23 protein-coding genes and 1 tRNA gene are annotated in these 23564 nt (G+C 60.0%); 11 read left to right on the top strand and 13 right to left on the bottom strand.

Annotated elements, in window-relative coordinates; all coding sequences use genetic code 11:
* Window positions 1-69: 69 nt before the first annotated feature.
* Window positions 70-624, top strand: a complete 555-nt coding sequence (locus MWU53_RS08020; protein WP_163039982.1) for an ActR/PrrA/RegA family redox response regulator transcription factor — start codon at window positions 70-72, stop codon at window positions 622-624.
* The gene (locus tag MWU53_RS08015; RefSeq protein WP_247092213.1) at window positions 621-962 is read left to right on the top strand and encodes a hypothetical protein; all 342 of its coding nucleotides are present in this window, start codon (window positions 621-623) and stop codon (window positions 960-962) included. The genes MWU53_RS08020 and MWU53_RS08015 overlap by 4 nt, the downstream gene beginning before the upstream one ends.
* Window positions 963-993: 31 nt before the next feature.
* Here MWU53_RS08015 and MWU53_RS08010 read toward each other — a convergent pair whose 3' ends face one another.
* On the bottom strand, window positions 994-1590 hold the full coding sequence (locus MWU53_RS08010; protein WP_247092212.1) for an HD family hydrolase: 597 nt from the start codon (window positions 1588-1590) through the stop codon (window positions 994-996).
* Between the two features lie 135 nt (window positions 1591-1725).
* Between MWU53_RS08010 and ahcY the strand changes: the two genes are divergently transcribed.
* The gene (gene ahcY, locus MWU53_RS08005) at window positions 1726-3111 is read left to right on the top strand and encodes an adenosylhomocysteinase (RefSeq protein WP_247092211.1); all 1386 of its coding nucleotides are present in this window, start codon (window positions 1726-1728) and stop codon (window positions 3109-3111) included.
* Window positions 3112-3121: 10 nt separating this feature from the next.
* Window positions 3122-3874 (top strand): extensin family protein, encoded by a 753-nt coding sequence (locus MWU53_RS08000; protein ID WP_247092210.1) that lies wholly within the window; start codon window positions 3122-3124, stop codon window positions 3872-3874.
* A gap of 48 nt (window positions 3875-3922) precedes the next feature.
* Here the strand turns inward: MWU53_RS08000 and trpB are convergent, their stop codons facing one another.
* The gene (trpB, locus tag MWU53_RS07995; RefSeq protein WP_247092209.1) at window positions 3923-5131 is read right to left on the bottom strand and encodes a tryptophan synthase subunit beta; all 1209 of its coding nucleotides are present in this window, start codon (window positions 5129-5131) and stop codon (window positions 3923-3925) included.
* A gap of 150 nt (window positions 5132-5281) precedes the next feature.
* Window positions 5282-5698: a peptidoglycan-binding protein LysM gene (gene lysM / locus MWU53_RS07990; protein WP_247092207.1), complete on the bottom strand. Its 417-nt coding sequence runs from the start codon at window positions 5696-5698 to the stop codon at window positions 5282-5284.
* A 159-nt stretch (window positions 5699-5857) separates the two neighbouring features.
* On the opposite strand from lysM, the gene MWU53_RS07985 reads away from it, so the two are divergent.
* Window positions 5858-6199 (top strand): DUF2853 family protein, encoded by a 342-nt coding sequence (locus MWU53_RS07985; RefSeq protein WP_247092205.1) that lies wholly within the window; start codon window positions 5858-5860, stop codon window positions 6197-6199.
* A 254-nt stretch (window positions 6200-6453) separates the two neighbouring features.
* Here the strand turns inward: MWU53_RS07985 and MWU53_RS07980 are convergent, their stop codons facing one another.
* Genes MWU53_RS07980 through tsaD form a run of 5 tightly spaced genes read right to left on the bottom strand, consistent with a single transcriptional unit; the run spans window position 6454 to window position 9636 of the window.
* On the bottom strand, window positions 6454-6843 hold the full coding sequence (locus MWU53_RS07980) for a DUF1761 domain-containing protein (RefSeq protein WP_247092203.1): 390 nt from the start codon (window positions 6841-6843) through the stop codon (window positions 6454-6456).
* 53 nt (window positions 6844-6896) lie between these two features.
* Window positions 6897-7313 carry an EVE domain-containing protein gene (locus MWU53_RS07975; RefSeq protein WP_247092201.1) on the bottom strand — a complete coding sequence of 139 codons (417 nt, stop codon included), beginning with the start codon at window positions 7311-7313 and terminating at the stop codon, window positions 6897-6899.
* Entirely contained in the window at window positions 7313-7585 is a 273-nt protein-coding gene (locus MWU53_RS07970) for a YciI family protein (RefSeq protein WP_247092199.1), read from the bottom strand. The genes MWU53_RS07975 and MWU53_RS07970 overlap by 1 nt, the downstream gene beginning before the upstream one ends.
* Window positions 7586-8533 (bottom strand): NAD(P)H-dependent glycerol-3-phosphate dehydrogenase, encoded by a 948-nt coding sequence (locus MWU53_RS07965; RefSeq protein ID WP_247092197.1) that lies wholly within the window; start codon window positions 8531-8533, stop codon window positions 7586-7588.
* Window positions 8530-9636 carry a tRNA (adenosine(37)-N6)-threonylcarbamoyltransferase complex transferase subunit TsaD gene (gene tsaD / locus MWU53_RS07960; RefSeq protein WP_247092195.1) on the bottom strand — a complete coding sequence of 369 codons (1107 nt, stop codon included), beginning with the start codon at window positions 9634-9636 and terminating at the stop codon, window positions 8530-8532. The genes MWU53_RS07965 and tsaD overlap by 4 nt, the downstream gene beginning before the upstream one ends.
* 77 nt (window positions 9637-9713) lie before the next feature.
* On the opposite strand from tsaD, the gene MWU53_RS07955 reads away from it, so the two are divergent.
* The 4 genes from MWU53_RS07955 (at window position 9714) to MWU53_RS07940 (ending at window position 13470) form a co-directional block, all read left to right on the top strand.
* Window positions 9714-10409 (top strand): uroporphyrinogen-III synthase, encoded by a 696-nt coding sequence (locus tag MWU53_RS07955; protein WP_247092193.1) that lies wholly within the window; start codon window positions 9714-9716, stop codon window positions 10407-10409.
* A 69-nt stretch (window positions 10410-10478) separates the two neighbouring features.
* Window positions 10479-11765, top strand: a complete 1287-nt coding sequence (locus MWU53_RS07950; RefSeq protein WP_247092191.1) for a hypothetical protein — start codon at window positions 10479-10481, stop codon at window positions 11763-11765.
* 10 nt (window positions 11766-11775) lie between these two features.
* Window positions 11776-13251: a heme biosynthesis HemY N-terminal domain-containing protein gene (locus MWU53_RS07945; protein WP_247092189.1), complete on the top strand. Its 1476-nt coding sequence runs from the start codon at window positions 11776-11778 to the stop codon at window positions 13249-13251.
* Window positions 13252-13394: 143 nt separating this feature from the next.
* Window positions 13395-13470: transfer RNA gene (locus MWU53_RS07940), tRNA-Thr, on the top strand.
* Between the two features lie 138 nt (window positions 13471-13608).
* Here the strand turns inward: MWU53_RS07940 and MWU53_RS07935 are convergent.
* The 3 genes from MWU53_RS07935 to MWU53_RS07925 form a co-directional block, all read right to left on the bottom strand.
* A complete protein-coding gene (locus MWU53_RS07935) occupies window positions 13609-16206 on the bottom strand; it encodes a DUF3857 domain-containing protein (RefSeq protein WP_247092187.1) in 2598 nt (865 codons plus the stop codon).
* A gap of 88 nt (window positions 16207-16294) precedes the next feature.
* Complete coding sequence (locus MWU53_RS07930) at window positions 16295-17710, bottom strand: RtcB family protein (RefSeq protein ID WP_247092185.1); 1416 nt, start codon at window positions 17708-17710, stop codon at window positions 16295-16297.
* Window positions 17703-18140, bottom strand: a complete 438-nt coding sequence (locus MWU53_RS07925) for a hypothetical protein (RefSeq protein WP_247092183.1) — start codon at window positions 18138-18140, stop codon at window positions 17703-17705. Before MWU53_RS07925 ends, MWU53_RS07930 begins: the two co-directional genes overlap by 8 nt.
* Before the next feature lie 354 nt (window positions 18141-18494).
* Between MWU53_RS07925 and rtcR the strand changes: the two genes are divergently transcribed.
* Both rtcR and MWU53_RS07915 read left to right on the top strand, forming a co-directional pair.
* Window positions 18495-20057 carry an RNA repair transcriptional activator RtcR gene (gene rtcR / locus MWU53_RS07920; protein WP_281501333.1) on the top strand — a complete coding sequence of 521 codons (1563 nt, stop codon included), beginning with the start codon at window positions 18495-18497 and terminating at the stop codon, window positions 20055-20057.
* A 142-nt stretch (window positions 20058-20199) separates the two neighbouring features.
* Window positions 20200-21351 carry an amidohydrolase gene (locus tag MWU53_RS07915; RefSeq protein ID WP_348647033.1) on the top strand — a complete coding sequence of 384 codons (1152 nt, stop codon included), beginning with the start codon at window positions 20200-20202 and terminating at the stop codon, window positions 21349-21351.
* Here MWU53_RS07915 and MWU53_RS07910 read toward each other — a convergent pair.
* Together MWU53_RS07910 and MWU53_RS07905 are read right to left on the bottom strand one after the other, a co-directional pair.
* Complete coding sequence (locus MWU53_RS07910) at window positions 21335-22687, bottom strand: HAMP domain-containing sensor histidine kinase (protein WP_247092179.1); 1353 nt, start codon at window positions 22685-22687, stop codon at window positions 21335-21337. The two genes, MWU53_RS07915 and MWU53_RS07910, sit on opposite strands and share 17 nt — an antisense overlap.
* Window positions 22684-23349 carry a response regulator transcription factor gene (locus tag MWU53_RS07905; RefSeq protein WP_247092177.1) on the bottom strand — a complete coding sequence of 222 codons (666 nt, stop codon included), beginning with the start codon at window positions 23347-23349 and terminating at the stop codon, window positions 22684-22686. The genes MWU53_RS07910 and MWU53_RS07905 overlap by 4 nt, the downstream gene beginning before the upstream one ends.
* Window positions 23350-23564 lie beyond the last annotated feature (215 nt).

Here is a 23564-nt window from a genome sequence, read left to right as displayed (position 1 = left end):
GTCAAAATTGACCTTACGGTCATTAATACCTACGTATCTGAGTGCAGATGCAAACCGGAGGTTGCTGCGATGACCACTGAGGAACTCAAGCCGATTGGCGAAGACGCGTCCCTTCTATTGGTGGATGACGACGAACCGTTCCTACGCCGCTTGGCGCGTGCGATGGAAAAGCGTGGGTTTGCCGTTGAGACGGCAGGATCAGTCACCGCTGGCAAGGCCATCGCCACCGCCCGCCCGCCCGCCTATGCCGTGGTCGATCTGCGGCTTGAGGATGGCAACGGGCTGGATGTGGTCGAAACCATTCGTGACCGGCGCCCGGATGCCCGCATTGTGGTTCTGACAGGCTATGGCGCGATTGCGACTGCGGTTGCGGCGGTCAAGCTGGGCGCGGCAGATTATCTGTCGAAACCCGCAGACGCCAATGACATCACCGCTGCTTTGCTTGCGATGCCGGACGAGCTGCCGCCGCCGCCGGAAAACCCCATGTCCGCTGACCGCGTCCGGTGGGAGCATATCCAGCGCGTGTATGAACTCTGCGACCGCAATGTCTCGGAAACCGCGCGGCGTCTGAACATGCACCGTCGCACGCTTCAGCGCATTCTGGCCAAACGCAGCCCGAAATGAGGCTGTTCGCGGGTCTGATGGGCCTTGCGCTGCTGTCTGCCTGCGTGCAGCCCGGCGCGCCGACACCCGAACCCCGCCAAGCCGCCACCTTCGCGCCCGACGCGCAGGGAATGGCTGTTCTGCCCAGCAATCAGCGCGTGGATTTCGGACGCTCGCCTAAGGGCGTGATCCCCGCCCTGACCCGAGAGCTTGGCCGCCCAACACCCTTGCCACTGACCGGATGCCCTGCAGGCATCACCCAACGTCTGCGCTGGGGGGAACTGGAGCTAAGTTTTACAGCCGAGCGGTTCGTGGGATGGAAACGTGGCACAGAGCAGCACGGCCGCGTCTGCGCCTAGGCGTTTTAGGCTGGAATAGTCTCTGAAGTGACTACCCCATCTGCTCTAACAGGCTATTGTGACGGGCGGTGAAATCGGCGCGGACTTCGGCGGGCGGACGCAGGGTGATGTCCAGCCCCTTAGTGATCGTGGGGTCTGGCACGCCAAAGAACTTCCCGGCTTCCTCGACACTGAACCCGGCGATCTGCGTGGCCTCTAGAAAGGCCGAGATCTTGTCAGCCCGCTTGACGGCTTTTTTCACAGCTACCGGGATTTTCGCAGGCAGGCCAAAGCGGATGTGGATGGCGGCGGTCAGGCGATCGTCCAGCTCTCCGTACCCCGCACCGACCGAGGCTTTCACAGGCGAAATCATGTCGCCAATCACATATTCCGGCGCGTCATGCAGAAGGGCAGCCAACTTCCACTTCACGGGCGCTTTGGGGTTCATCCGGGTGAACAGCGCTTCGACCAATAGCGAGTGTTCGGCCACGGAATAAGGGAAATCCCCGAACGTCTGCCCATTCCATCGCGCGACGAAGGCAAGACCGTGGGCGATGTCCTCGATCTCGATGTCGACGGGGGTCGGATCCAGCAGATCCAGCCGCCGACCGGACAGCATACGTTGCCATGCGCGGGGTTTTGCGGGCATTTTCGGTCCTTCCTGCGGGTTTCGTCCCGCAATGTCGCCTTTTTCACGGGCAAGTCAATTGGCCTTCATTGCGTGTTCGTGGTTAGAATGCTACGGCACGCGCAACAGTAACGGGATCAGGATCGGAGAAACACCGTGACCCAGGATTATATCGTCAAAGACATCGCTCTGGCCGAGTTTGGCCGCAAAGAGCTGGACATCGCTGAAACCGAAATGCCGGGCCTGATGGCCCTGCGGGACGAATACGGTGAAACGAAACCCCTGACGGGCGCACGCATTGTCGGCTCGCTGCACATGACCATTCAGACTGCGGTTCTGATTGAAACGCTGGTCGCGCTGGGCGCCGATGTGCGCTGGGCCTCGTGCAACATCTTCTCGACCCAAGACCACGCTGCTGCAGCGATCGCGCAATCCGGCGTTCCGGTCTTCGCCATCAAAGGCCAGTCGCTGGAAGAGCATTGGGATTATCTGGACCTGTCCTTCCAATTCCCGGACGGCCCGAACCTGATCCTGGACGATGGCGGCGACGCGACGCTGTACATCCTATTGGGTGCCCGCGCCGAAGCTGGCGAAGACCTTGGCGTTCCCGGTTCGGAAGAAGAAACCGTGATCCACGCGCAGATCAAAAAGCGCATGGAAGCCAGCCCCGGTTGGTTCACCAAGATGCGCGACCAGATCAAAGGTGTCTCGGAAGAGACCACCACCGGCGTGCACCGCCTGTATGATCTGGTGAAGAACGGCCAACTGCCCTTCCCCGCGATCAACGTGAACGACAGTGTCACCAAGTCGAAATTCGACAACAAATACGGCTGTAAGGAATCTCTGGTCGACGGCATCCGCCGCGCCACCGACACCATGATGGCCGGTAAGGTCGCCGTGGTCTGTGGCTATGGCGATGTTGGCAAAGGCTCGGCCGCCAGCTTGCGCGGTGCTGGTGCCCGCGTGAAAGTGACCGAGATCGACCCGATCTGCGCGCTGCAAGCTGCCATGGATGGGTTCGAGGTTGTGACGCTGGAAGATGCCGTCGAAAGCGCCGACATTTTCATCACCACCACCGGCAACAAAGACGTCATCCGGATCGAGCACATGCGCGCGATGAAGGACATGGCGATTGTTGGCAACATCGGTCACTTCGACAACGAAATTCAGGTGGCAAACCTGAAGAACCACAAGTGGACCAACATCAAAGAACAGGTAGACATGATCGAGATGCCCTCGGGCAACCGCATCATCCTGCTGTCGGAAGGTCGTCTGCTGAACCTCGGCAACGCCACCGGCCACCCGTCCTTCGTGATGTCGGCCAGCTTCACCAACCAGGTGCTGGCCCAGATCGAGCTGTGGACCAAGGGTGATGAATACAACAACGACGTCTACATCCTGCCCAAGCATCTGGACGAGAAAGTCGCCCGTCTGCATCTGGACCGCATCGGCGTGAAACTGTCGTCGCTGAACAAGGAACAGGCGGACTATATCGGCGTCTCGACCGAAGGTCCGTTCAAGCCGGAACACTATCGTTACTGATCGTCCGGTGATGGAAGAAGACACAAAAAAGCGCCGCCCGTTTGTCTTTCGGGCGGCGCTTTTTCTTTTGTCCTCGGTGTTGTCACTTGTGCTTCTGGGGTTGGTCGCGCTGTGGGTACTCTTGCGGCCTGACAGCGTGTTGCCCGATCACTGGAATCCCACGCGGCCCTTGTCGATCACCGCGCCCGTGACGCCCGTGACCCGTTGGCAGCTGCGCATGGCCACGCGGGACGAGGCCACCTGCCGGGACGTGTTGGCGCAGGCAGGGGTCGGGTTCTCGCAGATGGAGCCTCTGACCTCGGGCGAGCATTGCGGGATCGCGCAGCGCGGCAGCCTGTCGTCGCTGGTCGGCGCGCAGCTATCGCCGGTCGAGACCCGCTGTTCCACCGCGTTGCGTCTTGCCATGTGGGAGCATCACGACGTCCAACCCGCCGCGCGTCAGCATTTGGGAACCGATGTGGCGCAGCTTTTACATATCGGCAGCTATAACTGTCGCAAAATGCGCACCGCACGCGGCACGGAAAGCGCGTGGAGCAGTCATGCCACCGCAGGCGCCTTCGACATCACCGGTGCGCTTTTGTCCGACGGGCGCAGGCTGACCCTGCTGCGGAACTGGAATGGTGCACCCGAGGAAGCCGTGTTCCTGCGTCAGATCTGGCGCGGATCCTGCACGTGGTTCCGTTTGGTTCTGGGCCCCGAATACAATCGGCTCCACGCGGATCACTTCCACCTGCAGGCCAATGGCTGGGGCTTCTGCCGGTAAACGAAAAAGGGACGCCGAGGCGCCCCTAATCCGAATATTTACAAAGACTTACAGGTCTTCGCCGAACCCGAAGTTCTCGGTCACGTAATCGATGTCTTTATCACCACGACCCGACATATTGATCAGGATCGACTTGCCCGGATTCTTCGGGGCCTCGCGCATGGCGAAGGCCACCGCGTGGGCGCTTTCCAGTGCCGGGATGATGCCTTCGGTGCGGCTGACAGTGAAGAAGGCATTCAGGGCTTCTTTGTCATCACAGGCCGAATAGTTTGCCTTGCCGGTGCGATAGAGGTGGGCGTGTTCCGGGCCAACGCCCGGATAGTCTAGACCCGAGGCAACGGTGTGCACGGGGGCAGGCTCGCCGTTTTCGTCTTTCAGAACCATGGTGCGGAAGCCGTGGATGTCGCCGTCTTCGCCGAAGGTGATCGTCGCGGCGTGCTCGCCCAGTTTCGACGAAGTGCCCATGGGCTCAACGCCGTGCAGCGATACGTCTTCGTCGTCGATAAAGCCCGAGAACAGGCCCATCGCGTTCGAGCCACCGCCGACACAGGCGGCGACCATGTCGGGCAGACCGCCGGTCATCTCGAGGAACTGCTCGCGCGCTTCGACACCAACGACGTGCTGGAAGTCACGAACCATCATCGGGAACGGGTGCGGACCCACGACCGAGCCGATGGCGAACAGGGCACGGTCGGCCTGCTCCATATAGCTGCCGAAACAGCTGTCGACGGCCTCTTTCAGCGAACGACCACCAAAGCCTACGGGAACAACTTCGGCGCCCAGCAGCTTCATGCGGGTCACGTTGGGGGCTTCCTTGGCGATGTCGATCTCGCCCATGTGGATTTCACACTCCAGACCGAAGTAAGCGGCGGCAGTCGCCAGCGCCACGCCGTGCTGACCCGCGCCGGTTTCCGCCATCAGCTTTTTCTTGCCCATAAACTTGGCCAGCAGGCCTTCGCCCATGCAGTGGTTCAGCTTGTGCGCGCCAGTGTGGTTCAGATCTTCACGTTTGGCATAGATCTGCGCGCCGCCGCACTGTTCGGACAGGTTCTTCAGATAAGACACTGGGGTTGGACGGCCCTGGAAATGCTTACGGATGTGGCGCAGCTCGGCGATGAAGTCGGCTGACTTCGAAATCCGGTCATAGGCCTCGCGGATTTCTTTGAAATGCGGCTCCAGCGGGGGCGGCAGCATTGCGCCTCCGTACTCGCCGAAAAAGCCGTCACGTGTCGGTGTGGATTTGAGATATGAAGCCATGTCCTGTTGTCCCTCGTGTAATTTGTCCACGAGATGAGACAAGGAAACGGCGGGCGTCACAAGTCGAAAGTTGCGGTTTACAATGATTATCTAAAATAAAATTGCGGCCCCACAGGTGCGAGGCCGCAATCAAAGGTAATTTCAGCGAAATCAGCCGGGAATGCGCAGGTTCTGACCCGGATAGATCAGGTCAGGGTCTTTCAGCATCGGCTTGTTGGCCTCAAAGATCTCTTTATAGCGGGCGCCGTTGCCAAGGGTCTTTTCTGCGATCGCCCAAAGCGTGTCGCCCTTTTCAACGGTGTGGAAGGTCGGCTCGTCCTCAAGATCTGCCTCGACCTCGGCCACACCTTCGACGTTGCCCACGGCCAGAATGACCTTCTCGCGTTCTTCCGCGCTTAGGTTTTCGCCGCCTTTGACGGTGACTTTGTCGCCATCGACCTGGATATCCAGACCCGAGGTGTCGATGCCCAGATCGGCAACTTCTTTGTTCAGGGTGTCAGCGGATGCGGCTTCGTCACCACCAAAAAGCGATTTACCCGCACCTTTTACGAAACTCCAAAGGCCCATTTTGTTCTCCTTGAGCAATATGTGTCGTCGACATCCTGTGCCAGATAGGCGGAAAAACATAGGGGGAAAGCTGCGGCAAACTTTTCCTTTGTGGAAATCCTGATTGCGCCTAGAGTTTCGATGAAAATCATTGAACGTCCATAAAATTGGGAGACACAGATGGGAAAGCGTGACGACTTGATCGCGAAATATGCAGATGACCTTAAGAACAAATGCGGCATGTCGCCGGATATGGATCTTTTGACCAAGGTGACAATTGGCTGTGGTCCTGCAATCTATAATGACGATGCCTCGACCGTGGCTGCAACGCAGGAAAGCGAGCTTGAGACCGTCAAAAACAACTTCCTGATCAAGAAGCTGGGCCTGACAGATGGTCCGCAGTTGATGGACGCGATCAACGCTGTGATCGAAACCTATGGCCGCAGCGAGCGCAACAAGTACCGCGCCGTTGTGTACTACATGCTGGTAAAGCATTTCGGCAAAGAGGCCGTCTACGGCTAAACCGCCCAGACACCTGACCTTTTCAAAGCGCGGCCCCTCGGGTCGCGCTTTTTGAGTCTTTAACGGAAGGTGAATGTAAACCACTGCAATTGAACGGTATTTTACGGTCAATTCAATTGCGCGGTGCCGAAACCTGCGCTAGCTTCATCTACGAAGACCAGGACGGTCGGACCTTGAATTCAGAGACACGTGCGGTGCTGAGGGAGCACGTGGGGTGAGGAAGGGGTCCGAGACGTCGGGCCCCTTCTTGTTTCTTACATCACACCCAGAACCAGCCCGATGATGGTGCAGCCCCCAACGGCATAGCCCCCATCCATCCAGATCAAGGATTTGGACCGGTCGCTGAACATGACGTTGTTGATCATCCACGGTGCGACCACAAAAAGTCCAAGCCCCAGTCCGGCGATCAGGCTTTTGCCCGCCCCATCGATGCCCGCCATGCTGAACATGTGCCGCATCATCCCGGCGACAACCAGCGCGCCCACAAAGGCTACGATATAGGGTTTTGGGTCGGATGCGTTCTGTGGTTTGCCCGCGTCATCCGTTTGGATCCCCGAGGCTTCAACCCACTGTTTTGACAGCGTCATGTACCAAACTGCGCCGAACGCATAGCCCGCAATGGCAGCAACGATGACTTCCAACATATGATTTCCTCCTGTTCGACTGACCTTATGCGATCAGCCGGGCAGGGTGTTTGTCAAGCGTCGCCCGCAAGCTCCAGCACGATGGCCCATTCGGCCTCGGTCACCGGTTGGACCGACAGGCGGGTGTTGTTGACCAGCACCATATCGGCCAAACGCGGATCGTCTTTGCACATGGCCAGCGTCACCGGCTTGGGTAGGGCGCGCACCGCTTTGATGTCCACGCAATCCCAGCGTTCGTCGTCGGTGGTGCTGTCCTGATGGCTTTCCGCGATCACCTCGACGATGCCGACGATCTCTTTTTCCTTCTGCGAGTGATAGAAGAAGCCAAGATCGCCGATTTTCATGGCGCGCATGTGGTTGCGTGCCTGATAGTTGCGCACGCCGTTCCATTCCTCGCCCGCGTCACCCTTTGCGACCTGTTGGTCCCAGCTCCAGGTCGAGACTTCGGATTTGAACAGCCAATACGCCATTAGCCGACCACCCGGTTCCACTGCTCGATGCGCACGTCAGCAAACAGACCGGCCTTGGCATAGGGATCGCCATCGGCCCATGCCTGTGCGGCGGTCATGTCATCGACATCCAGCACCAGAAGTGACCCGCACATCATGCCGTCGGCGTCCAGAAACGGGCCCGCCTGTGCGACCACGCCGGTGTCCTTGATATAGGCCAGATGCGCATCGCGGTTGGCTTTGCGGGTTTCAATGGCACCGGGTTTGTCAGTGCAGATGACGGCTACGAGCATTCATTCCTCCTTGAGCGGCCGTGACAAGAGCATGTCGACAGCTTCGTTTATGGTCAGTTGATTGTCCAGCACGGCGACGACCATCTGCGCGATGGGCATCTCGATCCCGGCGTTTTGGGCAAAGTTAGAGACTGCTTTGGCGGTCGCGCGCCCTTCGACGGTGGTACCTTCGGGCAGGGGATCGCCGTGGCCAAGCGCCAGTCCGAAGCTATAGTTGCGGGACTTCTCGGACGAACAGGTCAGCGTCAGATCGCCGAAGCCCGATAGGCCCGACAGCGTGTCAGGCTGCGCACACTTCAGGGCGGCATAGCGCTGCATTTCGGCATAGCCACGGGTCATCAGGGCCGCACGGGCGCTTTCGCCCAGCCCAGCGCCAATCGCGATGCCGCAGGCGATGGCGACGACGTTCTTCAAGGCGCCCCCGATCTCGACCCCAATCAGGTCGCTGCTGCGATACACGCGGATGTTGTTGGTGGACAGCGCCGCTTGCAGCGCCTCGCCGTTTTCGCAGGCCAAGGTCAGTGCGGTGGGCAATCCGGCTGCGATATCCACGGCAAAGCTGGGGCCAGACAGGATCGCTGGCGTGGCGGAAGGGCAGGTCCGCTGAATGATCTCTGCCGGACCAAGCCCGGATTGCAGATCGACGCCCTTACAGCAGGCAACAAGCGTTTTGCCCTGAAATAGGGTCGCATTTTCAGCCAGAAACCCAGCCAGTTTTTGCATGGGAACGGCCAGCAGGATGATGTCCGAGGTCTGCACATCCTCGATCTGTTTAAGCACCGTCAGGCCGTCGGGAAACGCAAAACCGGGAAGGCGGCGCGTGTTTTCGCGGGCGGATGCCATATCGCCCGGATCGCGCGCCCACAGACCAACCGCGCGTCCGCTTTGCGCCAGAGAGATCGCCAATGCCGTGCCGAATGCGCCTGCGCCCAGAACCGAAATGCTCATGCCTTTGCCCCCTTCTTTCCTGATCCCAACATTGCGGGCGCACGTTGGTCAAGCGGCCATCGCGGGCGGGCTTGCAGGGTCATGTCATCTTGCTGCCCCGCGCGGAACCGCTCGATCCCGGCCCATGCGATCATCGCAGCATTGTCAGTACACAGCGCCAGAGGCGGGGCAAGGAAAGCTGTGTCGTGCTGTGCACAAACAGTCTCTAATTCACCCCGAATGGCCATATTTGCCGCCACACCCCCTGCCACGGCCAATGTGGGGTCGGCTGGGTTCAGGGATAGATATTCTTTCAGCGCGCGGCGCGATTTCTCGGCCAGAACATCACGCACGGCAGCTTGGAAACCCGCGCAGAGGTCCGCGCGGTCCTGCACCCTAAGCCCGCCATGTTCGGCCACCAGCCGGTCACGTTCGCGCAGAAGGGCAGTCTTTAGGCCAGAGAAGCTCATGTCGCAGCCGGGACGATCCAGCAGCGGACGCGGAAATTTGAAGCGTTTGGGGTCGCCGTTCTTTGCCTCGGCCTCGACCGAGGGACCGCCGGGTTGGGGTAGGCCAAGAAGTTTGGCGGTTTTGTCGAACGCCTCGCCGGGGGCATCGTCGATCGTGCCGCCAAGACGTGTAAATTCGTCGGACCCTTTGGCAATCAGGAACTGGCAGTGACCGCCCGAGACCAACAGCATCAGATAAGGAAACGCTGCCTGATCCGTCAGGCGTGGGGTCAGGGCGTGGCCTGCAAGGTGGTTCACACCGACCAAGGGCTTGCCCGCTCCAATCGACAGCCCCTTGGCGCACATGACGCCCGCCAGCACGCCGCCGATCAGGCCGGGGCCAGCGGTGACGGCGATCGCGTCGACATCTGCCAACGCCATATTCGCCTGTGTTAGAGCCTGTTCGACGCAGCTATCCAGCTTTTCCGTATGCGCCCGCGCGGCGATTTCCGGCACGACGCCACCGAAATCTGCGTGCAGCTCGGTCTGGCCGGCGACCACCGACGACAGCACCTCGGGCGTTTCGCCGGGCGTATGGCGCACCACCGCCGCAGCCGTGTCATCGCACGAGCTTTCCAGCCCGAGAACGGTAAGGGGTTGATCAGTTTCAGTCATCACGCTTGCGATCTGTTGCGGGAACGGGTCGGCTCGGGGTAACACCTAGATAGTTCGCAGACAATCCCGGCCAGTATATGTCAAAGTTCCCAATCCTTGTCCTGACGCGCCCAGAAGCGGCGGCGCACCGGTTTTTGACGCAGGTCGAGACCGCGCTGGGCCGGGATGTGCCGCATGTGATCTCGCCGATTTTGCAGATTCAGCCGTTTGGGGATTGGCCCGCGCTGTCCGACGACATTGAGGTGATCCTGACCTCGGAACATGCGGCGCGGTGGGATTTGTCCGGCATTTCTGCCCATTGCGTCGGCAGGCGTACTGCCGAGGCCGCGACAGCGCAAGGCGCACAGGTTCAGACCGTCGCGGTGAATGCAGAAGAGCTGTTGCAGAAGCTGGGCACGCGATCGGCCAATTATGTACATCTCTGCGGCTCGCATAAAGCGGTCGATATTTCGGCCGGTATGACTGCGGCGGGGCTGTCGTGCCGAGATCTTCAGGTCTATGCGCAGGCGGCGCAGCCCCTGACCGACGAAGCGCGCGCTGCGTTGGAAGGGGAAGACCCCGCCCTGCTTCCCCTTTTTTCGCCTCGTTCAGCGCGTTTGGTTGCGGAAGCCATTGCGAAACCGGGGCCGCACCTCCAAGTCATTGGTATGAGCGATGCAGTTGCAGCAGAGTGGCGTGCAACTACGGGCAAAACCGCCGAATTTGTCGATACGCCGACCGGTGATGCGATGGTGAGCGGGATTGTCGCAGCGTTGGGCGGTCACGTCGCTTGAGCCGCACCAAAGCAAGCGATAGGCTGTTCTACGCAGCTGCAGCATTTTAGAGCAAGATTCGAGGGGTTCGTGATTTTGGCCAAGTCTCCGAAAACAGCCAAGGAACAGGCGGAAACGGTGGAAGACGCCGTCGTCGTCGAAGAAACCAAGCTGGACGAGGAACAGGATACTCTTCCTGACAACCCGACTGAGGACACGCCCGCGGCGGAGTCTGAGCAGGATGCGCCGGAGGTTTCCGAGGATGCCGAAGGCGCGGACGGCGAAGATTTGCCGAAAGACGAGGTTGACACTGAAGAGACTGCTGAGCAGACCTTTGAAGAGGTCGAAACCCCGGCAGAACCAGCCCCTATCTCCGCAGACCCAAAGAAAAGCGGGTCCGGCTTTGTGCCGCTTCTTTTGGGCGGCGCGGTCGCCGCAGCCATCGGATTTGGCGCCGCGCGTTTCCCCGATCAATGGCCATTTGGTCAGCCTTCTGAGGATCCTATGGTCGCCGAGATGGCCGCGCTTCAGGACCGCATTGCCGGTCTGGAAAGCCGCACCGCCGCGCAGGGCGACAGTCTTCAGGCCTTGGCAGCAGATGATGGGCTGGATCGACTGCGGGACGAGACCGCAGGCACGATGGACCAGTTGCGCACGCAGCTTGACGGGATGACCGCCAAGCTGGACGCGCTAGAGAATCGAATTCACACGGTTGAGAAGCTGCCCCAAGGCTCGGGCATGGAAGCAGCTGCAGCTGCTGCCGCTGCGTATGAACGTGAATTACAGCAAATGCGTCAGATGCTGGATACCGAGCTTGCGCGGATCACCAGCCAGAAAGAAGACGCGCAGACGTTGGAAGTGTCTGCCGCTGAAACGGCGCGGGCAGCAGCAGCACGTGCCGCAATGGCACGGGTGCATGCAGCGTTGGAAACTGGCCAGCCCTTTGGGGATGCGCTGTTTGATCTGACGGAAAATGCAGGCCTTGCTGCGCCGGATGCGTTGTCGGCCATTGCGGCGGATGGTGTGGCCACGCAGCAATCACTGCAAACAAGTTTCCCGGAAGCCGCGCGCGCGTCGCTCGATGCCTCGATCCGCGCCGCAGTGGAAGCGGGCGAGATGGATCGCGTCTCGGCCTTCTTCCGCACTCAGCTGGGCACGCGGTCTTTGGAGCCAAAAGAGGGTGACGACCCCGACGCCATCCTGTCGCGCGCCGAAGCGGCATTGAAAGCTGGGCAGCTGGACACCGCGTTGACGGAACTGGCCGCGATGCCCGACGCCGGACAGCCAGCGCTGGCCCCGTGGATCGCAAGTGCTACGCAGCGCCGCGATGCCTTGGCCGCAGCAGCCGATCTGTCCCAGCAAATGAACACGAACTGAGGAACCGCCGATGCTTTGGTCTTTGATTAAGATTGTCCTTTTCATCGCAGCGATTGCACTTTTGACAGTGGGCGCTGGGATCCTCATGGAAACCGAAGGTGGCGTGCGCATTGCCGTTGGCGGGACTGAATTCAACATGGAGCCCCTACAGGCCGTCATCGCCGGGGTGCTTCTGGTGATCGCGATCTGGCTGGCGCTGATTGTGTTTGGGCTTCTGGTTGCGTTTGTCCGCTTCGTGAATGGTGATGAAACCGCGATTTCGCGCTATTTCGACCGCTCGCGTGAACGCAAGGGATACGAGGCGCTGGCCGAGGGCATGATGGCAATCGCCTCGGGCGAAAGCTCGACCGCGATGTCGAAAGCCGCCCGGGCCGAGAAATATCTGCGCCGTCCCGAGTTGACCAACCTGCTGACCGCGCAGGCCGCAGAGATGTCCGGCGACAAGCGCAAGGCGGCTCAGGTCTATAAGCGTTTGTTGAAGGACGAACGCACGCAGTTTGTTGGCGTGCGCGGGATCATGAAGCAGAAGCTGGAAGAGGGCGACACCGAAACCGCGATGAAGCTGGCCGAGAAAGCCTTTGCGCTGAAGCCGCGCCACACCGAAACACAGGATGTGCTGCTGGGCCTTCAGGCGCAGAATAACGACTGGGCTGGCGCGCGCAAAACGCTGGGGGCCAAGCTGAAATACGGGGCCCTGCCGCGTGACGTGCACAAGCGCCGCGATGCGGTTTTGGCGCTGTCCGAAGCCAAGGGCGTGATGAAGGAAGGCAACCCGATCGAAGCGCGTGTCGCCGCGATCGAAGCCAACCGCCTGTCGCCCGATCTGGTGCCCGCCGCCGTGATGGCCGCGCGTGGGTATATTGCGGATGGGAAACCGAAGTATGCCTCGCGCGTGTTGGTCAAAGCGTGGTCGGCGCAGCCGCACCCGGATCTGGCCGCGGCCTTTGCGGACATCGCCCCGGATGAAAGCCCAGCCGAGCGGATCAAGCGGTTCCGTGCGCTGACGAAGCATCAGGACGGAAACCCGGAAACCCGGATGCTGCTGGCCGAGCTGAACATCGCAGCCGAAGACTATCCCGGCGCCCGCACCGCGCTGGGCGACCTGCCGGACACGATGCCGACGCAACGTGCGCTGACGCTTCTGGCGGCGATTGAACGGGGCGAGGGTGCCTCGGACCACGATGTGCGCGCCACGCTGGCCCGTGCCGTAACCGCACCGCGAGGGCCGCAGTGGGTGTGCGAAAGCTGCAACCACGTGCACGCCGCTTGGCTGCCGGTCTGTAACAACTGCGATGGCTTTGACACGCTGGCGTGGAAACAAGCGCCCGAGGCCGAGGGTGCCGTTCCCACGGGCGCCGAGATGCTGCCTTTGGTCGTCGGCGACGCCCCGGTGGACGCAGTTGAAGATGCTGAAGAGGTCAGCGACGATCCCGCCGTTCTGGACGGTGAAGTTGTCAAAGAGGCGGACGACAAGCCCGCCGCGTAAAGATCAGATCAGGCGGCGTCACTTGGTCGCCGCTTGATCCTGTTTGGCCTGCCCACCCCGAACGCCATTTTTGCTTGCGCAAAGATCGTGTCGCGTCTAAAACCCCCAACGCTGCGGAGCGGAATTCGCCCGGCAGCCTGTGCGCCTCAATAGCTCAGCTGGTAGAGCAGGTCCTTCGTAAGGACAAGGTCGGGGGTTCGAGTCCCTCTTGAGGCACCACCCCTTTTCCTACTAAGTGAACTGGAGTCTGTGGCTTCTGGCGGGGATCGGTTTGTCTCCACCCTTATGTCCGCCCTGTCTTTCCCGGTTCGTGATGCGGTCAGCAGACAATGACCGGAGGACAAGGCGGTCCTGATGTCAGAGGCCCGTAACCGCTCCGTAAACGACAAGAGCAACGAGCGGCGCCAAAAGGATGAGGGCCGCAATCGCCTGCCAGCCAAAGCGCGAGTTGCGGGCCACCCATTTGGGATTTTCGGCGTTCTTGCGCAACACTTCGCGTTGAAACGGAAGGACGACCAATACCGGCAGCAGCATGAACATAAGCGTCAGCGACAAGGGCGAGTCATCCCCGTCAAAAACTTGGCTTGCGATGCTGATCAGCAAATACAGTATCGCCAACGGGATTGCGACGCGCGACAGGGCAGGCCGTGCTGCGGGGGCTTGCGTCGCGATGCGGCGGAACAGGCTGAAGTTCCAGAACGCTGGAAGCACTAGGCCACGCCAAAAGGCCGAAACATTCTGGTTGTCGACGTCACGCAGCCAGCGCCAGTTTTGCCAGAACCAGTAAAAGGAATAGAATCCCAGGGTTCCGACCGACATGATCAAAAATTTCGCAGTCGAGACGGGATAGAGGATTTGCAGCTTCATCTCGGCTTCTGCGGGCGAAGCGCGATAGCTTATGTAGATAAGCAGGATCAGCAGAACCACGATGATATAGACGGCCACGACCACCGCCCATTCGTCGTCGGACAAGCTGTCCAGACCCATGCGCGTGACCAGCGCGTCTTCATTCGGGCGGTCCAAGCGGATCCATTGCGTGTCGTCGAGGTCTTTCAGTGCTTGCCGGGTATCTTGCCAGGTTTTCGACTGAATGCGATCAGATTTGGTGACATAGAAATAAGTCCACGTGGACGTTCCCGGTTTTCCGCGCGCTTCAAGCTTCAAGTCGAAGGCTGCGGTGTTGAATAGATCTGTCTTGTTTTCATACCCCCAGGACGGATCCGTCAGGTATTTCAACTGATGGCGAAAGCGGACCGGATGCGCGATTGCAAAGGGTGCTTTGCGTGTGTCTTCCTCTAGCTTTGGAAGTTTTGACAGCAGGTCTTTGGGGCTAGACCAGAACACTTGGCCACCTGTTTCGGCGTCGTCTTCCCATTCATCCGGAAGCCGGTAATGTGTGGTGACGGTCAAAGAGGCGTGTGTCTCGTCAACAGTCAGCTCAAGCGGGCTGGTGATTTCGATGCTGGGGTAGATCCCCTTGAAATAGTCGAAGAACGTTTTTTCGATCTCGTCTTCGCCTGCGGAGTTTGCCCAGTCCAACATTCCGTCTGCCTCGGACCCGACATAGGTGGCCTTCGACGTGAACAGGATGGCGTCGGGCTCGGTTCGCAGATCAAATGTGTCGACCACATCATTGTAGTATTCAGGCTGCCGGACATAGGTCGTGATCATGCCGACACTGTCGGGGGCGATGATCACGCCTTTGCCAAACAGCCCCTGTTGCAGATGGTCCAGATCGCCAAGCTGTTCGCCACGGGTCGGATCAAGGACGTAGTTTCGTTCGCCAACGGTCGCCCGCACCACGACATGATCGAAGGCGCGGATACGCGGGATGTCGTCGCCAAGTCCCGCCCCGTAGTCGGTGTTCACCAGAAGCGGTGTCGCGTCGATGTCCAGTGCATACAGGATCGAGGTCAGAAGAACCGTCATGTCCTTGCAGTCGCCAAAACCTCTGCTCAGGACGCGTGCCGGGTCTCGGGGGATGAAACCGCCCACGCCAAGCTGTACGGCGGTATAACGTACCTCTTTCTGGACATAGGCCAGCGCCGCGCGCAGCTGTGCTTTCGGGTCGTCGGGATGGGCAAGCCGGATGGCGTCGGCGACCCCGACAATCTGGGCGTTCTGATACTGGGCCGGGTCATAATGCGGGGCAAAGAACCTGCCGATATCGCTCCAGAATTCGACACTGCTGGCGGTGGTCGACGTCCAGACGCGATACCCTTTGGGGATGTCATCCTCGACGGATTGCGCCGGTACGTTTTCGGCAGACCAGGCGTATTCCGTGAAGTCCCCCTGTTGCGTGATCGTCGGCTCGGGCGCGTTGCCATGCGCCTTCAGAAAGACGGGCGTTCCGGTCGCGACCAGCAACCGATCCCGCGTTCTTTGGGTCGGGCGGCTGTATTTATGGCTGAACCGGTACTGCCAGTGCGGCCCCAAGGCGGGATTGCGACCGTGAGCCGTATAGGCATAGTCCAGCGTGTCCCCTTGCTTGAGCTGCGGCACAAGGAAGGCAAGCTCGAGGCTGCCGTCATAGATCCGCTGCTCGCGATCGCTCTCGCGCCGATACAGCTGCATTTCGCCCTGCTGGGTCACGTCGACAACATCGCCCGTCGCGCGGATGATCCGAACATGGTGCAGCGCAATGGTTTCATACACAGGATTGAAGGCAATGATGATGGAGCCATAATCGTCAACAGCGCTGCTGCTGCGGAGGCTGGTCACATCGCGATAGAAGAATTTTTCGACCGTGTCTGTCGCCAACATCTGCTTGTCGACCAAGCGATAGATCCGGTCCTCATCCGCCGCCAAATCGAACGGCCCGCTTGCCGGTTGATGATGCAGGACCCAATCTTCGGGCGGGGAAATGGAGACATATTGATCGACACTTTGTGCCTGTGCCTGAACCGATAGGCTTGCAAAAACAAATGCGAAAATCGCCACAAATCTCGAATACATAAAACAAAGCTCCAATAGTCGATCCAGACCTATCCAGATCGACCTTTGGTTGCAAGGGTGGCCCGTGATAGCGGCGCCGGAAACCGTGTCACCGGCGCCCCTTTTTTCTGTTCATCCAGAACGGCGGCACATCGCCCGCCATGATGCAGCCGTAGGGATCGATGTAGTCCTCGATCTCGGCCAGATCATAGGATTTGATCTGCGCTACCACGCTGTCTGCGTTTTTATAGCTCGACGGCAGTTCCGACGCATCCACGCCACCGGCATGGAAGCGCACGTCCAAACCTTCGGTCTCCGCCTTCAGCATCTCATCCGGCGTGACCGAGCCCATGCGGCGCTTGTGTTCCGAGCGCGAGAAGTTGCGCCCCGCGCCGTGCGGGCTGAAGCCAAGGCCGTGATCCGCATCTTTGCCGCGTACAACCAGCACTGGCTCGGACATGTTCAGCGGAATAAGCGTCAGGCCCGTCGCGTCGGCGGCGTATCCATTCCACGCGGGGGTCGCGCCCTTGCCGTGATAGAACAGATCGTCGCGTTTGAAGACGAAGTTGTGCTCGTTCCAGAACCGGTCGCCCACATCCCCCACGCGCGCGGCCTCGACCGTCGCTTGGTGGATCGCATTGTGGTTGGCCTTGGTCCATTTGCGGATCAGCTGCAGCGCTTCCCAATAGTCGCGCCCTTCCTCGGTATCAGCCGGGATCCAGGCGTTCTGCTTGGCGGTCTCGGGCGACAACTCCTTGCGGAACTTCTCGGCCACATGCATCCCGTGCTTGTAAAGAACGGCCCCCGGCCCACGCGATCCGTGATGGGTCACGATCGCCGTGCGCCCGGTCTTGCGCGAGCGTCCGACGAACAGGAAGTGGTTCCCGTCGCCCTGCGTCCCCATATGTTCCTGCGCCATACGCAGAAGCTTGGGGCTATTCAGGAACGGATTCTCACGAAACGCATCCAGCAGCTTCAATGACGTGGTGAAACGCTTGCCCTGCGGACGCCCACCCGGCCCGAAATGCGTGACCGCCTGCGCCGCATCCAGAACTGCCTTCGGGTCCGCATTGCCCAGATCGGTGATCATCACCGAACAGCAAATGTCAGCCGAGTGCATCCCCGGATGGATCGCATTGCGCGCCGCCACTACGCCGCCGACCGGAATGGTGCCCACAGGCCCCGCCGGACAAGCATCAGGCATGATGGCCCCTGCCTCGATCGTCGGGGTACGCATCAGCGCGGTCATCGTCTCGCGCACCTTCGCGACATTGTCGTCCTCGTCCGGATGGCCCACGTCGATGTTTTCGTGAAACGACACGTCCCCCGGCGCACGCAGATCCATGGTTTCAGGCAACGGCACAATCTCGCTGTCCAGCTCTTGCCGGATACGGACCAGCCCAAACCCTTCCGTGCGCATCTCGTTGGCCTTCGCCAAAAGCGCAGGGAATTGCTTGCCGGGGCGATGCCCCCAGTCTTTCAAATGATCCCCAGTCACGGGGTAGTTTTGAGTTTCTTCAGTCATTTTTCTTCCAATACGTCGTTTTGGGGTTTGGAACGAATTGATGCCATGTCCAGCAATCTGAGTTTTCAGTTCCAACCAAAGAGCCGCAGCTACAGACGCGGTTAGGGCCGTCGCCGCCATCCAACCCGCAACATCCATTCAGCCGTGACAGATCATCGGTAAGGCCAACGCGCTCGAGTACGTCGCCGAGGTTCATCCAGTCTTCCGACCGTCCTTCCTCGTTCCAGCCGGGGACCAGCCGCTGACGTTCAGCAAGAACGCTGTTAGTGACCCGAAGTACGTACCCTTTTGGAACCGGGTGCACTTCTTCTACGTATCTGTCATCATTCCTCAGGTCGCAAAGTCGGTTCATTTCGGAAATGGTCTCGATTTCGTCGAGCCAGTTCGAAATACGCGAGTTGCAGTTGCTGCAAAAAAGAGCCGTCTTCATTTGCTCACCAGTCCTCATTACTTACGCGGTCCCCTGACCGCTCCATTTTCGTTTGCAGAGATGCGACCAAATAACCCCACCGGAAGGCCCGCCGCGCATCTGAATGGGCAGATACGGTTTGTTTGGCGCCGGCACGGAGCGAGTTCTTCCCCCTCGGCCTTCCGGTTCGCAATCGCGTCGATCCTTGTGTCTTGTTTTCAATGACAGAGTTTTGGCACGGGGACTGTGGCGTAGAGAGGAAAATCGCAAATCCGCATAGGGTATTGATAATGCTTGAGAAAACACAGCATTGTCAGTCGGCGCGCCGCCTTATACGATATAGCCATATAGACTATTATAAATTTGGATAATCCAATGAAGAATGTCGTGATTGGTTTTCTCGGAACCCAAATGGATATGGGGAAAAAGCGCCGCTGGAGGCCGACCCTAAGCCTTGTCAGCCATGACCACTTCAAGGTGGATCGGCTCGAGATCCTGTACGACATGCGGTTCAATCGTCTGGCCAAGCAGGTGAAGCGCGAGATCGAAGAGAAGTCGCCCGACACAGATGTCCTGTTGCAGCAGTTGGACCTGAACGACCCGTGGGACTTCCAAGAGGTCTACGGCAAGCTGTTTGACTTCGCGCGGTCCTATGGGTTCGACGACGAACGCGAGCGGTACCACGTGCATCTGACCACCGGGACCCACGTGGCCCAGATCTGTTGGTTCCTGCTGACGGAAAGCCGCCACGTGCCCGCGCGCTTGATCCAGACCGGTCCTCCGGGTCCGGAAGATGACACGCCGAAATTCGATGTCATTGACTTGGACCTCAGCCGCTACAACGCGTTGCAGCAGCGGTTTGACCAGTTGTCGCGGGAATATAGTGACCAGTTGAAGGGCGGGATCGAGACCCGAAATCCGCAGTACAACGATCTGATCGACCGGGTCGAGCTTGTCGCCAGCAACTCGGACGAACCGATCTTGCTGCTGGGCGAAACCGGCACCGGCAAGACCGAGCTGGCCGAGCGCATTCACAGCCTGAAGCTTGATCGCCGCCGCATCAAGGGGCGGCTGGTTCATGTGAACTGTGCGACCTTGAACGGGCCGGATGCCATGGCAACCCTGTTTGGTCAGCGCCGGTCCTATCTTGGCACGGCGGGCACTGAACGGAGTGGCCTTCTGCGCGAGGCAGATGGCGGTGTTCTGTTTCTGGACGACGTGGATGAACTGAACTCCAACATGCAGTCGGTTCTGCTACACGCGATTGAAACCGGGCGGTTCTATCCGCTGGGCTCGGATCACGAGATTTCCAGCCGGTTCCACCTGATCGCCGGTGCAAACCGTGATTTGCGCAGTCTGGCTGCGTCGGGGCAGTTTCGCCAAGACCTTCTGGCCCGCCTGAACACCTGGAACTTCACCCTGCCCGCATTGCGTCGCCGCACCGAGGATATCGAGGCCAATCTGCTGCACGAGCTGGACCGCTGCGAGCGGGATTTGGGTACGAATGTTGGCTTCAATTCGGACGCTCGCGAGATGTATTTGAGTTTCGCCAAGGATCCGTCAACGCCTTGGCCGGGGAACTTCCGAGACTTTTCGGGCTCGATTCGACGCCTGTGCACGCTGGCACCCCGAGGGCGGATCACGCGGACGATGGTGTCCTCTGAGATCGACGCGCTGCGAGTGGATTGGCAGTCGGCGCATGCAAACGACGACTACAAACTGGTTGCGGATGTGTTGGGGGATGCGGTGACTGACGTGGACCCATTCGACCTTGTGCAACTGGCCGAGGTCATTCGGACCTGTCGCAATTCTTCCAGCCTCAGCGCAGCAGGCCGGGTGCTGTTTGCGGTGTCTCGGGGTAAGCGCAGGACGCAGAACGACGCGGATCGGTTGCGGAAGTATCTTGGCAAGTTTGGATTGGAGTGGGGGGCAATCTAGTGTTTCGCGCAGGGTGTTTCACACGTGTCGTGGTTAGGGGAACATTTGTTTGCCCATCCCGTTCCCAAAGAACCCGGCTTGACGACGCAGATGATCTGCGACGATCTTCGGGTCTGTTGTTGCTTTGTCCAATGGGGGTTTCATGCCTGTCCTGTCTCAAGATCAGTTGTCCCAGCTGACCGCTCTGCGGCACGCGTTGCATCGCCGCCCCGAGATTTCAGGGGAAGAGGCCGAGACTGCAGAGGTCATCGCGGACGAGCTGACAAATCTGGGTGCGTATCGCATCTGGCGCGGGCTGGGGGGTCATGGTGTGGCGGCCGAGTTCACCGGCGCGTCCGACGGCCCCACGGTGCTTTTGCGCTGCGAGCTGGACGGGTTGCCAATCCGCGAGATCTCGGATCTGCCCTATCGGTCCGAGGTCGAGGGGAAGGGGCATTTGTGCGGCCATGACGGGCATATGGTGTCGATGCTGGGGGTCGCGATGTATCTGGCACGCCGTCCTGCCTGTGGCCGAGTGATCCTGCTGTTCCAACCCGCCGAAGAAACCGGGGCAGGCGCGCAGGCGGTGATTGACGATCCACGCTGGGCCGAGATCAAGCCAGACTTTGCCTTCGCTTATCACAACCTGCCCGGACGCCCTCTGGGCGAGATCGGCTTGCGGTCGGGGCCGGGCAATTGCGCGTCGCGCGGGATGCAGATCTTGTTCGAGGGCAGAAGCTCGCACGCGGCGGCACCGCAGGACGGGCTGTCCCCAGCGGCGGCGATGGCCACGCTGATGGAGGCGCTTCCGGCGCTGGGCTCGGGCCAGATCGGGGACGAAGGCTTTGCCCTTTCTACCCTGACCCATGCCAAGCTGGGCGAGCCGACCTTCGGGATTGCGCCAGCGGATGGTGAGTTGCGGGTGACTCTGCGCGCGGTGACCAACGACCGGATGGAGCGTCTGATGGCCAAGGCTCAGGCACTGGTTTCCGAGGCGCGGGGCGATCTGAAAGTCCAACTGCATTGGCATGACGTGTTCCGTGCGGTGATTAACAACGCAGACGCCGTGCAGATCGCGCGCGATGTGGCGCAGGCGCTGGGGCACGAGACGCACGAGATGACCGCCCCGATGCCGTGGTCCGAGGACTTTGGTCGCTTCGCAGATGATGGGGCCAGCGCGGCAATGCTTTATGTGGGTTCGGGTGTGAATCAGCCGCAGCTGCACAACCCGGACTATGATTTCCCAGACGCGCTGCTGCCCGTAGTGATCGACCAGTTCTGCGCCATTGTGGATTGGCTTACGGTGCGTCGTTGATCGCGGGCTGAAGTACCAAACACACTTTCACGCCGCCCAGATCAGAGTAATCCAGCGACAGGGTGCATCCATGCGCCTGCGCCATACGCTGTGCGATGCTCAGCCCCAAGCCTGTGCCCGGCTGGTCCGGGTCAAGCCGTGTTCCGCGCGCAAGCACCGCATCCCATTCTTCCTGCGGGATGCCGGGGCCGTCATCTTCGACGCAGAGGGCCACCTGTGTCTGATCCTGTTCGCCACGCACGGAAATCCGGCTGTCCGACCATTTTACCGCGTTGTCCAGAAGGTTGCCCAAAAGCTCGGTCAGATCATATTCGTCGAAAGGCAGGAACAGCGGGCTGGGTACGTCGATGTCCCACTTTATATGTTCGGCGCCGGGTTGGCGGCCAAGTGCCTTGTGCAGGCGGTCAATGATCGGACCCGCGTCGCATTTCAGCAGCGCTTGATGACTGTCACGCGTCGAGGCAAGCTCTCGTTCGACGATGTGTTGAATGCTGGTGATTTCCGTCATCAGATCGTCGGCCAAGGAATCGTTTCCGGTTCGCCGCACCTTGCGCTCGATCCCGTGCATGATCGTCAGGGGAGTCTTCAGCCCGTGGGCCAGATCGCCCGCCCGCGAGCGGGCGCGCTCTAACGCTTCGGCATTGACGTTCAGAAGCTGGTTTACCTCTTCGACCAGCGGCAGAACTTCGGACGGATATTCCGACGACAGCCGCCCGTTCGGGGTGTGGGACACACGCGAGATCTCGGAGCGGATTTTCTGTAGCGGCTTAAGTCCAAGGCGCACCTGAAACCAGCTTGCGCTCATCAGGAACAAGCCCAAGACGCCCAGCCAGAAGACCGAGTTCGTTGTGAACCGCGCGACCGACATATCCAAGTCTGCACGGTCGATGGCGACCGCCAAAAAGACCTCTTTCCGTGTGTCGTCTTCGCCCATCGTGATGATCCAGCTGGCGACGGCGACGGCATCGCCGGATCCGGTGGTTACATCGGTATAGGTGATCAACCCTGCGGTCTGCGGGCGCGCCAGTTCCAGCGGTGCGGCCCAGAAGGACGGCGACAGAAGCGGCTCGTCCCGGTCGATCTGCACCTGCCAGTAGTAACCGGACAAGGCCTGATTAAACCGCGGATCGGGGATCGGAATGATCTCGACCTCGCCCGCGGTATTGGCCGAGACATTGCCGCTAAGCTGGATCAGATAGGTCTCAAGTTCGCTCCGCGCGCGGTCTTCGAAATAGAGCCGGAACAGGAAGTTAAAGACGATGGCCGTCGCCACCAAGGCAATCGCCGTTGTCATGGCCGCTGCCAGCAACAAGCGAAGGCTTAGGGAAAGCTTCATGCGTCTTCCCCGGCGATCATGTACCCAAATCCGCGCCGTGTTTCGATTACACCGCCGCCGATTTTGCGGCGCAGGCGGCCGACCAGAACCTCGACTGCGTTGCTGTCAGGTTCCTGATCCCGGTAATAGATGTTCTCGACCAGTTCTTCCTGTGTCACCACCTCGCCGCGATGATGCAGAAGATAGTTCAGCAACCGATATTCCAAGGGTGTGACCTTCAACGGACGCCCGTCGACCGAGACACGCATTTGCCGCAAATCGACCCGAAGCGCCCCGGCTTCAAGGATCGTCGCTTTCTGACCGCCGGACCGGCGCAGCAGGGCACGCAGACGCGCGACCAGCTCTTCCATCTGGAAGGGTTTCCCCAGATAGTCGTCGGCGCCTGCGTCGATCCCTTCGACCCGCTCGTTCCAGTTTGCGCGGGCGGTCAGCAAAATGACGGGCAGGTCCAGCCCCTCGTCTCGCCATGCGCGCAGGACCGATAGGCCGTCACGTTTGGGCAGGCCGATATCAAGGATGGCAGCCGCATAGCTTTCGGTGCTGCCCAGAAACCAGCCTTGCTCTCCGTCGTTGGCGATCTCGGGGATCAGGCTCTCGCCTTCCAGAACATCCGCGATCAGCTCGGCGATCTTCTGTTCATCTTCTACGATGAGGATACGCATTCAGCACTTCCGTATGCTTGTGATCCGCCCCGAGCCCGCATCAACCGAGACCGAGACGACCGCGCCGGACCGATCAACGATCAGCACTCTAAACTTCGTTCGCTTTCCTGTGTCAGAAAACCCGACTTGGAGCAACTTGCCGGGCTGCTTGGACTGCACGTTCTTCAAGACCTCTTGTAGCGGTCGTGCATCCCCACGCGCAATCGCGCGTTGGG

It is taken from the genome of Aliiroseovarius sp. S1123 (genome assembly GCF_023015885.1).
Classification (GTDB): Bacteria; Pseudomonadota; Alphaproteobacteria; order Rhodobacterales; family Rhodobacteraceae; genus Aliiroseovarius.
This window is presented reverse-complemented; position numbering and strand designations above follow the sequence as displayed.

Excerpts from the sequence above, each read along its gene's own strand:
- trpB (WP_247092209.1), bottom strand. The coding sequence starts at position 5,131 with ATGGCTTCATATCTCAAATCCACACCGACACGTGACGGCTTTTTCGGC.
- MWU53_RS08000 (WP_247092210.1), top strand. The coding sequence starts at position 3,122 with ATGGAAGAAGACACAAAAAAGCGCCGCCCGTTTGTCTTTCGGGCGGCG.
- MWU53_RS07915 (WP_348647033.1), top strand. The coding sequence starts at position 20,200 with ATGCCTGTCCTGTCTCAAGATCAGTTGTCCCAGCTGACCGCTCTGCGG.
- MWU53_RS08020 (WP_163039982.1), top strand. The coding sequence starts at position 70 with ATGACCACTGAGGAACTCAAGCCGATTGGCGAAGACGCGTCCCTTCTA.
- MWU53_RS07930 (WP_247092185.1), bottom strand. The coding sequence starts at position 17,710 with ATGACTGAAGAAACTCAAAACTACCCCGTGACTGGGGATCATTTGAAA.
- MWU53_RS07980 (WP_247092203.1), bottom strand. The coding sequence starts at position 6,843 with ATGTTGGAAGTCATCGTTGCTGCCATTGCGGGCTATGCGTTCGGCGCA.
- tsaD (WP_247092195.1), bottom strand. The coding sequence starts at position 9,636 with ATGACTGAAACTGATCAACCCCTTACCGTTCTCGGGCTGGAAAGCTCG.
- MWU53_RS08010 (WP_247092212.1), bottom strand. The coding sequence starts at position 1,590 with ATGCCCGCAAAACCCCGCGCATGGCAACGTATGCTGTCCGGTCGGCGG.
- MWU53_RS07985 (WP_247092205.1), top strand. The coding sequence starts at position 5,858 with ATGGGAAAGCGTGACGACTTGATCGCGAAATATGCAGATGACCTTAAG.
- rtcR (WP_281501333.1), top strand. The coding sequence starts at position 18,495 with ATGAAGAATGTCGTGATTGGTTTTCTCGGAACCCAAATGGATATGGGG.
- MWU53_RS07945 (WP_247092189.1), top strand. The coding sequence starts at position 11,776 with ATGCTTTGGTCTTTGATTAAGATTGTCCTTTTCATCGCAGCGATTGCA.
- MWU53_RS07975 (WP_247092201.1), bottom strand. The coding sequence starts at position 7,313 with ATGGCGTATTGGCTGTTCAAATCCGAAGTCTCGACCTGGAGCTGGGAC.
- lysM (WP_247092207.1), bottom strand. The coding sequence starts at position 5,698 with ATGGGCCTTTGGAGTTTCGTAAAAGGTGCGGGTAAATCGCTTTTTGGT.
- MWU53_RS08015 (WP_247092213.1), top strand. The coding sequence starts at position 621 with ATGAGGCTGTTCGCGGGTCTGATGGGCCTTGCGCTGCTGTCTGCCTGC.
- MWU53_RS07970 (WP_247092199.1), bottom strand. The coding sequence starts at position 7,585 with ATGCTCGTAGCCGTCATCTGCACTGACAAACCCGGTGCCATTGAAACC.
- MWU53_RS07935 (WP_247092187.1), bottom strand. The coding sequence starts at position 16,206 with ATGTATTCGAGATTTGTGGCGATTTTCGCATTTGTTTTTGCAAGCCTA.
- MWU53_RS07905 (WP_247092177.1), bottom strand. The coding sequence starts at position 23,349 with ATGCGTATCCTCATCGTAGAAGATGAACAGAAGATCGCCGAGCTGATC.
- MWU53_RS07955 (WP_247092193.1), top strand. The coding sequence starts at position 9,714 with ATGTCAAAGTTCCCAATCCTTGTCCTGACGCGCCCAGAAGCGGCGGCG.
- MWU53_RS07925 (WP_247092183.1), bottom strand. The coding sequence starts at position 18,140 with ATGAAGACGGCTCTTTTTTGCAGCAACTGCAACTCGCGTATTTCGAAC.
- MWU53_RS07965 (WP_247092197.1), bottom strand. The coding sequence starts at position 8,533 with ATGAGCATTTCGGTTCTGGGCGCAGGCGCATTCGGCACGGCATTGGCG.
- MWU53_RS07910 (WP_247092179.1), bottom strand. The coding sequence starts at position 22,687 with ATGAAGCTTTCCCTAAGCCTTCGCTTGTTGCTGGCAGCGGCCATGACA.